The organism is Parabacteroides sp. D25, from assembly GCF_000307475.1.
Lineage (GTDB): Bacteria > Bacteroidota > Bacteroidia > Bacteroidales > Tannerellaceae > Parabacteroides > Parabacteroides distasonis.
This window is the reverse complement of record NZ_JH976509.1, coordinates 37884-51998: the sequence shown is the minus strand read 5'-3', so window position 1 is coordinate 51998 and position 14115 is coordinate 37884. Positions and strand designations below refer to the sequence as shown.

Below are 14115 nucleotides of genomic sequence, written 5' to 3'. Positions count from 1 at the left end.
GATCAATCAAAATACGAACAGAAGAATCTTTTTCTTCGCACCGTCTTGCCACTGTTGAAAGTGGCAGTTATCACTGGTATCTTTATCGTTTCAAATAGTTATCAGCATTAACGATTTTATCTAAATCAAAAGTTTTGTTTGTTATATCCCAGAATACCCTTATGCGTATGTACTTTATGATTTCTGATGGAACGATTAGCTTATAGTTTACCATCACTTCTAAATTCGAATTCTCATCACTTGAAGGACTTCCCTCTTTGAGCTTGTCTAAATTTGTGTAAAGAAAACTTCCTTTGTCGTCTAAAGGTGTCAGTTCATTCGTATTATCTCTGATAAAGGATATATATGGCAACATTCCTCTATTAAGAATCAGGATTTCAGAATTATGAGCCACTATATTCTTTACATTAGCTGGAATTTTTTGAGCAATGGACTGGGGTATTTCTACTCCAAAACCGATGACTGTATACTGTTCGGACAAGCAAAGTTTCTTTAAGGCAGGTTCTATGTCAGCATACCTTATTGTATAGTTTAAAGAAGTATGGTTCAACAAGAAAAGGTGATTGTAAGCGATTTGAATATTTCTTATGAGTGATGAGATTATCACTACCTCCAAATTGATTGAGTATCTATAATCTCCTTCATAAATATCATTAGAATCAATTCTTACTTTGCTTTTGGCCGTTTTTTTCTCTTCTATTCCATAGCTGAGTGATGAATCCTTTTTTTGGATAAGAGAGTTTACCTGTCTATTAAATTCAAATGTGAGTTGGTCTTTAATTAAATTCTCTTTTTCTTCAGACCATTCTTTCTTTTTTATTGCATCATTACATTCTTTAATAAAGTCATCTAGTGCCTTTAATACACGGCTCTCAACATCTAGTGGTCTTTGTACTATTGTTTTAATTTCATTGATTGATTTTTTCAGTTGTATTGCTAACCGAATGTATCTCTTATTGGCAGGTATTATTTTTATCCCATTTTCTTCATCATTAGATGTGCATGGTAAAGGAGCTGTCATGGGATCCATATACCTAACATTATAGTCTATTTCATCCAAGAAGAGCATGGAATAAGCCAAATACTTTACAATGGCACCATATGCAATGTAGTCAGCTTGAACACCGCCATGTTTGGTGAAAGGATATTCAACTTCCAAGATAAATTGGTTGGATGCATCTTGCAACAAGTTGTCAAAGTGTATCAACCAGTCAAATATTTCAGTAAACGAGCAAAGTGTCAATTCATATTTTGGAGGGAGTTGATTGGTAAAACGCATGAGTTGTTTTAGCCATCCGTCTTTGCCACTATACAGCAGAAATGCTCCTAATGCAATATGAAATTCCTTGAATTTTTCACGCTTATTATCTATTAGACCATTGCGCACTTGTGGTTTATCATTATCATGTATTAGCTTGAAAGAATAATACTGGTCTGCATATTCCCAATAATTCATTACCCAGTCAAAATTGTCATTGTTGATGTGCCTCTGTAAAGTAATCCACATCAATCTGTAGTTTAGTGTGGGCAGGGAAAAGTAAAAGTTTATACCTACTGTATCCGACTTCAACATGTTGGGAGCATCTTTAGATGAGGAATAGTTTAATATTCTTTTCGTTATTTCCGTAATCTGATTAATTTGAGGTTTATCGGAACTTAACAAGCTAATAGAGTCATATAAATGTTGCATGCAAGCGTTATATAGACCGATATTATCTTTCTTGACCGCATAAATGGCAATATCTAAAATCTCCATATACCGACCATCCGGTTTTGAAATAAGTATATCAAACAATCGGCTTGGATAATAGTAACTTAGAAATAATTTATACAATCCTATCGAAGACATTAAAAGTGAAAGCATCGCAATGGAGGCAATAGCCAAGATGAATATCTGAATATATGGCACTCCATTAGATAGAAACAATATGAATGGAGTTGTTATAGAGAAGAAAATGCAAGTTAGAACCCTTTTATTGAAACGTTTGAAGTCGGGTTCCTCTTCAAAACACTTTAGGAGGAGCGTACTGTCATATTTCTTGTCAATTTCACCGATGGCTTGTATGATTAATGGGTACCCAACACCAAAGATAGCCGCAAAAAGAGCCAATAGTGCAGTATATGTACTATTACTGAAACTGAAATCCATGAAATCCATAAGATGTCAAAGAACGACTAAGTAACTTTAGGTTACTTCTTAATCAAACATATTATTATTGCTGTAGAAAAGGCTACAATGAAAGCCACGCACCACCTAAACACTTCTTTGTCTTCTGCTTTTTCATAAGCCATTCTTACTCTTTCGGTAAAATAAGAGATTATATAGGGGAATGCTCCTAAGCAAATAAAGAACCCCATGAAAAAGGTAATCAAGAAAGCACCAAGCAAAAATAATCCTTCCTTCATAAATCAAGCCTCCATTACACGCTTCCTTATTTTAATAGCAGGATTACCTTGATAGATACTATAAGCATCTAAATCATGATTTGCTACAGAACCCACACCCAGCACGGCGTGGGTGTGGAGGGTCACGCCCGGACATACAGTAGACTTAGCACCTACCCATGCTCCGTTCTCGATAATTATAGGTTTGACAATCAGGTCAAATGTTGGAAGTTTGTAATTGTGATTTCCACATAGAAGCATTGCTCCCTGACTTATGCAGACATTGGTCCCGATGGTCACTTGAACTAAATTGTCTATCCATACATTTTCTCCAATCCAAGAGTAATCTCCGATTTCGAGGAGCCAAGGATACTTGATGTTCACGTTGGGCTTAATGTTCACCCCCACTCCGACCTGTGCCCCGAACAACCTTAGCAGCCGCACCTTTATACCCGAGAACGGATTGAATGGATTGAGAAAAAACAGCACATTGACGAAATACCATAACAACCTCTTCACCGCCCCGCCAGGGCGATACCACGAATTGTCGTAGTCTTTGATAGAAACCGATTTCATAAATCATCTATTTTTTAACGCCCAAAAGATAATGGGCTAAAAAAGGGCTTGTGCATATCATAGCATTGGTTATCAACGAAATGATGATGACGAGAATAGCTATACCCATTGTGATAAATAGTTCCAAAGTTGGATTGGAGTGCTGCATAAAAAAGTTGCCGATGAATTGTAAATTTCGTGGCAAGAAAAAGTAATGCAACATATATATAGCCAGTGTGTTGCGACCGATGTATTGAAGCCATTTACCCATTTTACATGTGTTCTCGAAAACATATTGATATTTGTAGAAAAAAATGAGCACTATAAAAAGTGCCATTAGTCCACCAATGAAATTGTAAAGATGGTACATCATAGCATTACCGAATGTGAAACCACTGCGGTGCACGATTAAGAATAATGAGAAAAATGCTATTATCAACAATGTGATTATTTTACCATTCTCTAAAAGTTCTTTGAACCACGAAAAATGCTTCCTAACTAACGACCCAATAGCAAAATAAAAGAAAAACCTAAGCTGATCTAACCCCAACAAACTGATTGTTTCATTGTTTACGCCCAATCGGTTTAAGACAGACTGTGTAACTGCGAAATATAATATTGCCGAGCCTGACAATAGTAGCCAGTCAGTACCTTCGTGGCGATGCAACCTGTAACATATCCATCGGAATAATGTATAAAGCAAATAATACTCAAATAACGCAATGGTGAACCAATAGCCCAAGCGTCCCGACCGACAAAGCAAGTTCAGAGGTGAATTATACACAAAGATATATAGTGAAATGAAAACCAACGTAGGTACAAGCAGTTGTAAAGCTTTTTTAGCAATGAATTTGAAGCTCATAATACCATTCCATTCTACATCGGGTTTGTAAAGGACGAATCCACTTATGAAAAAAAATAGAGGCATGAAGAATAGCGTGATTAAATCCCTGTATATCAAGCAACTACCCCCCCCCACAAAAATTATACACCGATTGGATAAATTCACCATAACCAAAATATTGAACGTGACTGAAAACTACAAGAATCATGGTGAATCCACGCATTGCATCTATATATGCAAGTCTTTTTGTAAGTATTTCCATTAGAAGTTACGATTAAACGTGAATAAAAACAGGTTGGCTGCCGTTGCCCGTCAACCATTCATACAATTGCTGCATTTGCCGGGCCACTTGTGGCGCAGTGTATTTCCGGTGCACAAGCTCGCGTCCTTTTTCGCCCATTGTGAGAAGATCCTCCATTGGCATTTCAAGGACTTGATGCATGACGGTGGCAATGTTTTCGGGCGAGCGGTCAGTCCACCAGCCGCAACCCACCGTGTTCAATTCCTCCCAAGGTGTGCCAAGGCTGGCCATGACCGGCGTGCCCACCGACAATGCTTCGGTGACTATCATGCCGAAATTCTCGAAGTCGCTCGGCACGAACAGGCACGAGAGCTGTGCCAGTTGCTCAAATTTCTCGCGTCCCGATACGAAACCGCTGAATTTCACATTTTTCAGCCCGAGTCGAGCCACTTCGCTGCGCAGGAATTGCTCGTATGCGTCATCTCCCTTGCCCATAATCACGAGTTCGCAATCTTGCGGCGATGGCAACTTCGCTACCCCATAAAGAAGGTTCTCAACCTTCTTTATGGGGTGCAACCTACCAAGGAAACCAAATTTTCTTGGCAAGTCGTACCCCAGAAAGGGCGGTTTCGCTGTCGCCACTTCGTCTAAATAATCGGGCAGGTTGGCAGGGTTAGGAATGATGGCGATGGGGTTTCGGTAACCGAAGTTGCGCACATGTTCCATCTCGGCTTTGCATGTGACGTGCATACAGTCGGCGCAGCCAATGTCGTTGCGGAAGCAAAGCTGTATCAACGGCCATTTTTTCCAATATGAGCGATGGAGCGCATCGGGATAAAGCATCCCGTGGGGGGTGATGATATATGGCTTGCGGCGATGCCGAGCCACAGAGCAGGTTACGTGGTTGCAATACATCCACAGGCCGTTGGTGTGGTACAGGTCGTAATCATGACTCTTTAGATATTGGGCAATCCTCTTTGAATACTCGTAGGGTGTGACCGCATCGTTGGGTAACGCCTTAATCCAGTCTTCTCCTTTTCCCATCAACTTGTCAGCTGAATTCTTTACTTCCAAAGTCAGCAAGTCGAGCGGAAAACCAATGTCGTGCATCGCCGAAATCAAATCATACGTACAGGTGGCTATGCCACCATACAAGGCCCCAAAACCAGCAATGGTTTGTAATACTTTCATTGTTATGATCTTTGAAATGGAAAATAAAGTTATTATGTCAAACCTTTTCCAATGAATTCATTATTTCACCCCATCTATTGGGATTGAACATTGATTTGGCATAGTTTGATTGGTTGGCATACCGGATAAGTCCAACGGAATCCATTCTAATGATTCCCTCAATTTGATTTTTCAATTCATCTTCATCAGATGAAACGAAAAAATATTTTAAGCCAGCCAATTGCTTGTATTTTATTGTCGAAATTATTATGCGGTTATGCAGAATCCCTTCAATTATTTTTGAGGGGAAATTGCATTGATTGCCTTTTTCTTTTGGATCTCTTGTGCTTAACAGAAATGAGACCTTATGGAGTAAATCCATATACCTATTGAAAGATAATTCACCATAGTAATGAATATTGGGATATTTGCTACATTCCAGTTTCATCTCCTCTTCTTTTTCAGAAAATCCTGTTATATATAATGTAGCATTTTTTATTTTGGAAAAAACTCTGATAATCAACGAAATCTGGGAAATGTCTTCGCGTAATAGTCCCGAAAGTAAAAATTCGGCCTTCACACTTTCTATTATTGGGAATAGGGGGGCATTAAAAGGTACGACACCCGGCAGGCATTCTGTTTTTTTGCAAGTAAAAAGAGGTGAATCCGACAACTTAATTGTTGAGTTTGCATGATTTATTGCCCAAAGGAATAAAGCCTCAAGCGACAACTTTCTTTTCGGAATATAAATATCCAATATTATCACATTGCAATGTGCTGAAGGTTTGAACCATTTGCACAGGAAAAATAAAACAATGTTCAGAATACTTATGTTATAAAACCAGACATTACTATTGCGTTTGATTTTTCTAAAAATCAGAAAGCTCTCTTTTATGGGTGCGAGCTTTTGAAGGATTTTTCCTCTCTTTCTCCAATCAGAGTAAACAAGCTCTGGCATGTCAACATCATCTATAGCTCCTGAAACGTTAAGGGGCGCAATAGAAAAAACTTCATCAAAGACAGAACTGTGTATTAGCGCCCAGCTAAAGTTGGCGGCTGCATAAGAAATCTTATACTTTCCTGATAAATGATGGGGAAGTACGTTTGTAATGAAATATCTCATAATCTTTATTGAATGAATTTCTTTATTTTAGCGGCATATTTTACTGTAGCCTTTTCCGGCCTAATTTCTTCAGCTGCATATATGGCATTCTTTGCAATTTGCAAATACAATGCTTTGTCAGTCATCAGTCTTTCCATTGCATTTGCCAAGCCTATATAATCGCCACGGTTGAAGCTGAGTCCACAATTATACTCATCGACCATCTTAACTCCTCCCATGCCTCGATTGACAATTAATGGTGCGCCACACTGTAGGCAGTCGTTCAACCTCATTCCCCATGGCTCATAATTTCCGCAACCCACATAAACCGAACATGACTCATACAAATCTATCAATTTGGAAATATCTACAAAACCAAGGAACTCCACATTTGACAGTTGCCGTTTCTTCGCATAATCTTGCACTTTACCGAGGTATGGTCCAGACTGCGTGATATAGCACTTGGGCATGAAGCCTTTTTTTTTCAATATGTCTAATGCTTCCAGTAATATCCAAGGAGACCTGTGCCATTGGTGTAGTCCCGACAGAAGAATTGTAAAGTTATGCCAATTGTTTTCAGTTCGTTCCATTAGCTTGCTGCCGGGAATTCGAGGCGGGTAGTACCCACATGAAATTATCTGTTCTGGTTTCCATCCGAGGTTGAACAATCCCTTTTCATAATATCCGGAAGCGTTCAAGATAAAATCAGCATTGGATATAATATTTTTTAATTTTACAGGTAAAAAGCATCTTAAATAAAGCTCCTTGAAAAATCTTTTCGGATATTCGTCCATATTACACGGAGCTTCGGAAAACATTCCATACCGGGTCTTCTTTCTGATTAAAATATTCATTAAATGCTGATAGACAGGGCATGTTTGATATGCGCAAAATATATTGTAATCATCAATATGATTGGCCAATGTTTTTTCTGCTAAATCAATATCATTTCCTATATGCACAATTTTCAAATCCGAAAACTCAGAATTGCTAAATCCGGTAGCCGATCTCAAATCTAAGTTTTCAATCCATGTGTATATGAAGCAATTCCTTGAAAGAGCTTTAGCTAATTCAGAATAAAACTTAAGGGTTGAGCGACAATACGAATGCGCCCAAAAAACGAGATTATTCATTTCTATAAAAGATTGAGTAATAAGCTTGATATACGATTGTATAAGTCATCATAGGGTACAGTAATTGGGTGCTGTCATAAGGTCGTTGCAAGAAACCTAACAGCATCAACAATCCTATGCCATACAACTTTTTATCATACCTGCCTAAATGGAACAAGTATATCAGAGGCAAGTAAGTAATAATCGCCCCCACGATCCCGTCTGCAGCCCAATTGAAAAAAAAGTTAGCCCCGACAAAACCATATTTCGAAGCAACTTCGGGTGACACCAGATTTCTTGCTCCCATGCCTAATATGGGATAGTCACAGAAGATGCGCCAGCATCGTTCCATCAAGACGCTTCTATTATCTCCCGAAATCGTACCTGTGGATTCGTCATACTGAAACCTGCCCCAAAAAGCACTGTCCATAGCTTCATTATAGGATGTTATGAACTTTAGCGTTATGAGAATCACAGCCGCAATCATTATCAGTTTCCAAGATTGCTTGCGGTAAAACACTAATAAATATATCGCCAACTGTATGAAATATGCCACAGACATGGTTGATATCAAACCGACAATTAAAAGTATCTCTATTTTTGTGTTTTTTACAAACATCTTATTAATTATCAATGCATAGATTCCCCAAAACGCCAAGGCTCCCGGCTCATCATAAAATCCGGCATTACGGACAAGTCCCCCAAAGTAGGTATTTGTAGTGAATAATCCAAAGAAATACCCGGGTCGCATATCCATCTCAACAAATTTGAAAATAGGCTGCAATAATCCACCGAGTACTAATAAAATCCCTATTGTTCCGCTTATTGCTTGAACCACCAACCATACATCATACGTTTTGCAGAAATCCAATGAGCCACCCTCATCTTGCTGAATCCTTAGTATAGCAAAGGTAGTTAGCAGCAATATGATTCTTGTATAATATGAAGTATCCATATGGATTAATGAAAAGAAAATCCACCCAAATACCTGAATCAAGATCAGATCGTTTATTGGTTTGTCAAATTGGCCACATTTCCTTATTATGACATACGACATTGCCATGACAAACAGCAACACGTAGTTCACCGTATAATGGGGCAACCACCCCATTAGGTAGAATACGCACGGCCAGCCTGCGATGAAACTGAAGAAATACAGGAAATACCTAAAATTGAGATATGGCCTTATCTTTTCAAACATAGTTTAATGCTGCATTATATCGTTATAAATCTCCGCAAGCCGCAGGGCATTCTTTTCTCTATCGTGTCGCTTGCCGGCCACTTCCATTTCGGCAGCCGACAGTCCGATGTCACTTTCTTGCCCAAACAACCTCATCACCGTTTGTGCCAGCTGTTCATATTCTTCATAGCGATAGAAGTAGCCCGTCAGTCCGTCGGTGAGCAACGTGGGGATGCCGCCGCAGTAGCTTGCCACCACCGGCGTGCCAAGAATTTGCGCTTCGCACAACGAGTTGGGCGAGTTTTCAATGGCACTGGGCATGACATACACGTTAGCGTCAAGGAATTGTTGTTTCATCTGAGCTTCTGAAAGAGACCCAAGGAAATGCACATGCTCCTGCAATTGTAATCGCTTTACCAATCGACGAAGATATAGGTGGTAGCCTTGGAAACGAAGAATGTCTTTCAGATTATTACTCATAACACGGCTACCGCAGAAATTGACCACCGTGTCGGGATATTGCCGCAAGATAATAGGCAATGCCTTCAGCACCTGATGTGCACCTTTCAGTGGCGAACCGCTGTTGCTCACGAAAATCGTATGTTTTTTACACTGGGCATAATTCCAACGGGGAACTTCATAAAACGAATCTCGCAATGTTTCATTCATAAAGTGATAACGCAGTCGAGGATTAACGGTCATCACATGGTCACAATCCCACTGAGTACGCCCCACGATGTCAGTAATATACGTGAGGACATAATTCTCACATTCGGCTCGATGCTTGAAATTGCGTTTTGCATTGAGTAGAAATGTACCCCGATAGAAGTCAAGCGGAGTGATGTTTGTCCATTTGTTCCACAACGAAAGTCCACCATCGGCATAACGCATATAAGGCCCGGCAAGCCCCTGAATGTTTGCCACCATGCGCGTACCATTCTCATTGGCCACGCAAGCAGCTTTGGCCAGTGAATGTTCCGTGCCGTGGATATGCATCAAGTCTGGGGCAAAATCACGTATCGCCCTGCGGCAAGTCTCGATTTGTTTCTTCGACGTTCGGTCTATCCTTCCCGTAGGAATAAGGTAGTATGTAACACCGTCAATTTCATACCGTTCATAACTCCTGCCGTAAGAATAAACCATCACGCCAAGCCGTACTTCGGGCATCATCCTTAGCAATGCCTTGGCCGAGGAATACATCCATCCGCAATGTGCCGGAATAGTTTCACCCAAATGCTCGCACAGCGGAGGGAACTTGACTAATGATACCCACAACACTTTTATAGACTTTCTATCAATTTTACCCATTGTACAATTATTTTATCAGTTTCAAATCGCTTGCAACTCTCAATACCGTTCCGAGCTATTCGCTCACGCTCTTTGCGGTTGCGCATCAGTTCCTCCATGCAAACAGCGTATGCATCCAAATCGTTGTCGCGGATTATACAACCATCATAGCGGTCGGTGATAATCTCGTGCAATGCCGGGTAACTGTCAAAAGCTATCGGTACAACACCCGTCTGCATTGACTCGGTCAGTGTCAGTCCCCAGCCTTCCACCGCACTTGTCATCATGAAGATAGAAGCATTATGGTAATATGGTTCCGACGGTTGCCGTCCTTCAAAATGCACATTTCTTAGTTTTAATTTTCGAGCAAGGTTGTGGAGCATTTTTTCTTGAAGCCCCCAGCCGACTATATACAAATGCCAATCATCAAAGCCGCCGGTCTCTATCTTCTTCCATATCTTGAGTGCACGGTCAAGACGTTTCTCAAAATTGTTAAGCCTTGACACAATCAACACATTTTTTTTCTTATGGCATAAACATTCTGCTGTCTCAATTGTGTCAAATGTAAGTGGATTATGTATGGTCACACATTTCTCACTTACGTCATGTTTAAGGTAGCGGCCAAGTGTAGGCCAATCGTTGCTCGACAGCATCACGCATTTGTCACTGGCATCGTAGTTGACAGCATACATCTTCCCTGCCCCTTTAACAACCCTCTGCTTCCATAAAGGGTAAACTATCATTCTCACGCAATTCGACATCTTAGCAGAGACTCCACGCTGATGTAAGAAGTTATACCAAAGTCTTGAAAATGTTAATGTCTTTTCGTAAATAGCAGGAGTATTGTGAAAAACTGATATATATTTGAAACGACGCAAATTAAAGCCTAATACTAGTTTCGTGAACGATGTACTAAAAATAGCTTGTTGGTTAACCACCACATCCACCTTCTCTTGGGTAAGATAATTTTCCACTTGCTCTGGAGAAAGCTTGTGTACTTCGTCTTCGACATTGCCGGTATAATAGCATGATTCATCTATTGGGTAAAACAAGTAGATGCAGCGATAGCCGCGTTTCTTCAGCTCATTCATCAAGCAGTATGTGACCCGGTGAATGCCCCCCTTGGTGACAAGCAATTCACCCATGGAAACGAAACAAATGGTTTTCATTTTGCAAAAGTCTTTTCTATGATTTGTTTAGTTGCCGATATTTTTGCTTCGAGTATTTCATCCACTTTCTCATATACCACATCTGTATCGGATATAGAGTGGAGAAATGTCGAAGAATCAAACATTCTGTCTGCCAAGCCAAGACCACCTGTAAGGTTTTCCATACGGGAATTGAATCCAAAACTATTCCGTGAGCAAAAAAACGATCTGTGGAAAAGAATGGAAAAAACTGTTGCGTGGAAAGAATTGGTCACCACCATTTCGGCATTCTTTATCAAACCTAAAAACTCTTTCGGGCCAGCTTTGGCATAAATGGGCCACTTCCATGGCTTGTAGCGGAACGAATCTTTCAGTTCTATCACCTCATATCCCAGCTTGCGGTGCAAGTAATCAAGCATGGCATCGTAGTGAACGTCTCTATTTATAATCTGAAAACTCAGTATATATTTCTGTTGTTTTGATAACGGATAATTTGCCATCTTCTCCCACTGGCTGCGGGAAAGCAAAAATGTGGGATCGAGTACTACTTGTGAATCCAATCCTAATTGTGTATGCAACAAAGTTTTCCCAGTAACTTCGCGGATAAGAATTTTGTTAAACCTCTTGAGCAAAGGTTTGTAAACTTGGAGTATATCATCGGGAAGTTGTGACACACCGAAACTTGCGGCGTATGAAAATATCTTTTTATTATCCTTTACGAAATCAAGCAAGTAGGTCAGGTCGCCTTCGTTGTATTTTGGGTTCCATACTTGGTCACTTCCTGTAATAAAATAATCATACTTATCGTTGGCCTCTGCAATATTTGCCTTGTCATAATGCTTGGGCGAGTGAGGTATGATGTCCATGAACTCGTCAAAATGCCGTATTCTTTGCGGTTCAGCGATGCTCGAAGCAATATAGCATAATGTTGTTACAATAAAATCTTTCAGGCTTTTTGTGCCTATTTTGCGCAATTTCTCCTCCCCGATATTTCCGTAGTCAATGACTTCGGCCTCGAAGCCTATAGAAGTCAAATATGTGGCCAATGCATAGGCTTGCAGTTTAGCTCCGTAGCTATAAGCCCTGTGGTAGGTGAGTATCCCTATTTTCTCCATGTCTAAGTTTGTTAAAAAGTTCATTCCACTTATCGGCAATGTGTTGCAATGAAAATTCTTGCGCCCTCTCGATTGCCTTGCGCCGCATAGCAATCATCTTGCTCTGTGGCAACTTGGTAAATGCCAGAAATGTCTCAACATAAGCATCCACATCAAAAGGCTTTATAAGATACCCGGTTTGTCCGTCGTCAATGATATCTTTTGCCGATGCAAAACTGTTGAAAGCAAAAGGTATTGTTCCACGTATGGCGGCCTCCAAATTGGTTATGCCGAAACCTTCATATATCGATGTCATCAGGTGTGCCGACGATTCCATAAAGTAGCCTGACGTGTGTTGCTGAAAACCTATAAGCCTTATATTCTTGAGGCGGCGGGAACGTATTTCTTTTTCCATATACTGTCGTTTGTCACCATCTCCAACCACGAGAAGCTTCCAATTGCAATGCGGCTCAATTTTCGACCATATTTCTATTAAGTACTTAATCCCCTTTTGGTCTGTCAGCCGCCCGACATACAATGCCTGGTTTGGGCGGCTCTCGATAATGATCGGTTCTCTTGGCACTTCTATTGGATTAGGCATCGTAGATATTTGGGGACTTTCGATATGGAAAAAATCACGAAGTATCGGGCGGAAGCCATCTGAAAGGATTAAATACCTGTCGGCAACGTGCAGCATCTTTTTATGGTGCTCGGTGGTTGCCTTGTGGAGGTTGCGCATACGCCGTGGCAAACGCAGTTTCCGTATGATATTCATTGGATTGGCCCAGGATAGATTTTTCGTCACACTCTCAAGCCCGGTTTCGAGGCAATCGGGTGTGTTATGCTCGCACACTATTATTTTTATGCCCTGCGGCAAATGTTCCAGCAAAAAATCTTCGGGAACGTATGAGTCTTGATAGATAATAAAGTTTGGACTGAAATCATGAACCAAAGCATCAAATTCCTTCTTTAGCTCGTCGCCTTTCAAGTCGGAAGTTTGGTAATAAAACAGGTCGCCGTCGAGTAACTGCGAGGAGTTATCTTGTCGGGATGTGGAAAAAACTGCGACCCTGTAGCCGAACCGTCCGATAAATTCCCCAGCAAGCATCCGTGTCACCGACTCGATGCCTCCAAACCCGGGGTATCGTTGCAAAACAAATAATATATTCATTTCTGTGTTACCAGTCACACCGCAAATGATTTCCCATATTCGTGGTAAGTACCTGCCCCGTTATGCAGCGAGAAGTGTCCGACGCAAGGAATACCGCAACTTCGGCTACCTCCTCAGGCAGGTATGCCCTTCTACTGCAATTGTTTTCGCAATATAGGTTATCCCTTTTATATCCAGTCATGTCGCTTGCTGTCACTCCAGGAGCCAGGGCATTGACTCGGATTCCTTTTGTAACCCACCGGCGAGCCATTCCTTGTGTCAGACTCACAATCGCAGCCTTTGTCAGCCCGTATGGCAATTCGTCGGGAAATAACCCTTTCTCTGAGGCCATGAATATGATTGAAGCATTGGACTTTTCAATCTGATTTTCATACTGCCGCAGAAATTCCTGAGCGAGAAAGTACGGTCCAGTCAAGTTAGTCATAATTTGGCTGGAAAACCCTTCTACTGTCACATTCATCATATTACCCTCATGAAGGCTTATCCCTGCATTGTTGACAAGGATGTCTATTTGCCCACCGAGTTCCTTCCTTGCAATGGGAAAAAAGCCCTTAAACGATTCAAGATGGGTTACATCCAGACACAAGTATTTACAACCTATTTCCTTTGCCACAATGGCAGTCTTAGTTTCATCTCGCCCTGTGATTAATACCTCCCCCCCCTCGGCAGCAAATCGTTTGGCTATGTAATATCCCAGTCCGCGTGTACCGCCTGTGACGATTACTCGCTTACCTGCAAGTTTTCGAGAGGGGGCTGTAATTGATATATTTGCTACGGTGGTTTTTAACGGTTTGAAATACCACAGAATACGTTTAATCAGTGACAT

Annotated in this window: 13 protein-coding genes; all 13 read right to left on the bottom strand. The window is 40.8% G+C overall.

Going from position 1 to position 14115, the window contains the following annotated elements:
• Positions 1–82 precede the first annotated feature (82 nt).
• The 13 genes from HMPREF0999_RS19690 to HMPREF0999_RS19625 all read right to left on the bottom strand — a co-directional run bounded on the left by HMPREF0999_RS19690 (position 83) and on the right by HMPREF0999_RS19625 (position 14115).
• A complete protein-coding gene (locus HMPREF0999_RS19690; protein ID WP_225549667.1) occupies positions 83–1756 on the bottom strand; it encodes a hypothetical protein in 1674 nt (557 codons plus the stop codon).
• Positions 1757–2190: 434 nt separating this feature from the next.
• Entirely contained in the window at positions 2191–2406 is a 216-nt protein-coding gene (locus tag HMPREF0999_RS19685; protein ID WP_007844562.1) for a hypothetical protein, read from the bottom strand.
• Between the two features lie 3 nt (positions 2407–2409).
• The gene (locus HMPREF0999_RS19680; protein WP_009276735.1) at positions 2410–2961 is read right to left on the bottom strand and encodes a WcaF family extracellular polysaccharide biosynthesis acetyltransferase; all 552 of its coding nucleotides are present in this window, start codon (positions 2959–2961) and stop codon (positions 2410–2412) included.
• Positions 2962–2968: 7 nt separating this feature from the next.
• Entirely contained in the window at positions 2969–3952 is a 984-nt protein-coding gene (locus HMPREF0999_RS19675; RefSeq protein WP_255349032.1) for an acyltransferase family protein, read from the bottom strand.
• A 106-nt stretch (positions 3953–4058) separates the two neighbouring features.
• Positions 4059–5216 carry a glycosyltransferase gene (locus HMPREF0999_RS19665; protein WP_009276732.1) on the bottom strand — a complete coding sequence of 386 codons (1158 nt, stop codon included), beginning with the start codon at positions 5214–5216 and terminating at the stop codon, positions 4059–4061.
• Positions 5217–5253: 37 nt separating this feature from the next.
• Positions 5254–6318 (bottom strand): hypothetical protein, encoded by a 1065-nt coding sequence (locus tag HMPREF0999_RS19660; RefSeq protein WP_007844556.1) that lies wholly within the window; start codon positions 6316–6318, stop codon positions 5254–5256.
• A 5-nt stretch (positions 6319–6323) separates the two neighbouring features.
• On the bottom strand, positions 6324–7430 hold the full coding sequence (locus tag HMPREF0999_RS19655) for a glycosyltransferase (protein WP_007844555.1): 1107 nt from the start codon (positions 7428–7430) through the stop codon (positions 6324–6326).
• Complete coding sequence (locus HMPREF0999_RS19650; RefSeq protein ID WP_229094966.1) at positions 7423–8364, bottom strand: O-antigen ligase family protein; 942 nt, start codon at positions 8362–8364, stop codon at positions 7423–7425. Before HMPREF0999_RS19650 ends, HMPREF0999_RS19655 begins: the two co-directional genes overlap by 8 nt.
• Before the next feature lie 249 nt (positions 8365–8613).
• Positions 8614–9897 carry a glycosyltransferase family 4 protein gene (locus HMPREF0999_RS19645; RefSeq protein WP_009276730.1) on the bottom strand — a complete coding sequence of 428 codons (1284 nt, stop codon included), beginning with the start codon at positions 9895–9897 and terminating at the stop codon, positions 8614–8616.
• Positions 9870–11045, bottom strand: coding sequence for a glycosyltransferase (locus HMPREF0999_RS19640; RefSeq protein WP_007844552.1), 1176 nt, complete (start codon positions 11043–11045; stop codon positions 9870–9872). The genes HMPREF0999_RS19645 and HMPREF0999_RS19640 overlap by 28 nt, the downstream gene beginning before the upstream one ends.
• Positions 11042–12139, bottom strand: a complete 1098-nt coding sequence (locus HMPREF0999_RS19635) for a polysaccharide pyruvyl transferase family protein (protein ID WP_009276729.1) — start codon at positions 12137–12139, stop codon at positions 11042–11044. The genes HMPREF0999_RS19640 and HMPREF0999_RS19635 overlap by 4 nt, the downstream gene beginning before the upstream one ends.
• A complete protein-coding gene (locus tag HMPREF0999_RS19630) occupies positions 12099–13307 on the bottom strand; it encodes a glycosyltransferase (RefSeq protein ID WP_232306325.1) in 1209 nt (402 codons plus the stop codon). Before HMPREF0999_RS19630 ends, HMPREF0999_RS19635 begins: the two co-directional genes overlap by 41 nt.
• A complete protein-coding gene (locus HMPREF0999_RS19625; protein ID WP_009276727.1) occupies positions 13297–14115 on the bottom strand; it encodes an SDR family NAD(P)-dependent oxidoreductase in 819 nt (272 codons plus the stop codon). Before HMPREF0999_RS19625 ends, HMPREF0999_RS19630 begins: the two co-directional genes overlap by 11 nt.

Excerpts from the sequence above, each read along its gene's own strand:
- HMPREF0999_RS19690 (WP_225549667.1), bottom strand. The coding sequence starts at position 1,756 with ATGGAGATTTTAGATATTGCCATTTATGCGGTCAAGAAAGATAATATC.
- HMPREF0999_RS19685 (WP_007844562.1), bottom strand. The coding sequence starts at position 2,406 with ATGAAGGAAGGATTATTTTTGCTTGGTGCTTTCTTGATTACCTTTTTC.
- HMPREF0999_RS19680 (WP_009276735.1), bottom strand. The coding sequence starts at position 2,961 with ATGAAATCGGTTTCTATCAAAGACTACGACAATTCGTGGTATCGCCCT.
- HMPREF0999_RS19675 (WP_255349032.1), bottom strand. The coding sequence starts at position 3,952 with ATGGTGAATTTATCCAATCGGTGTATAATTTTTGTGGGGGGGGGTAGT.
- HMPREF0999_RS19665 (WP_009276732.1), bottom strand. The coding sequence starts at position 5,216 with ATGAAAGTATTACAAACCATTGCTGGTTTTGGGGCCTTGTATGGTGGC.
- HMPREF0999_RS19660 (WP_007844556.1), bottom strand. The coding sequence starts at position 6,318 with ATGAGATATTTCATTACAAACGTACTTCCCCATCATTTATCAGGAAAG.
- HMPREF0999_RS19655 (WP_007844555.1), bottom strand. The coding sequence starts at position 7,430 with ATGAATAATCTCGTTTTTTGGGCGCATTCGTATTGTCGCTCAACCCTT.
- HMPREF0999_RS19650 (WP_229094966.1), bottom strand. The coding sequence starts at position 8,364 with ATGGATACTTCATATTATACAAGAATCATATTGCTGCTAACTACCTTT.
- HMPREF0999_RS19645 (WP_009276730.1), bottom strand. The coding sequence starts at position 9,897 with ATGGGTAAAATTGATAGAAAGTCTATAAAAGTGTTGTGGGTATCATTA.
- HMPREF0999_RS19640 (WP_007844552.1), bottom strand. The coding sequence starts at position 11,045 with ATGAAAACCATTTGTTTCGTTTCCATGGGTGAATTGCTTGTCACCAAG.
- HMPREF0999_RS19635 (WP_009276729.1), bottom strand. The coding sequence starts at position 12,139 with ATGGAGAAAATAGGGATACTCACCTACCACAGGGCTTATAGCTACGGA.
- HMPREF0999_RS19625 (WP_009276727.1), bottom strand. The coding sequence starts at position 14,115 with ATGTCACTGATTAAACGTATTCTGTGGTATTTCAAACCGTTAAAAACC.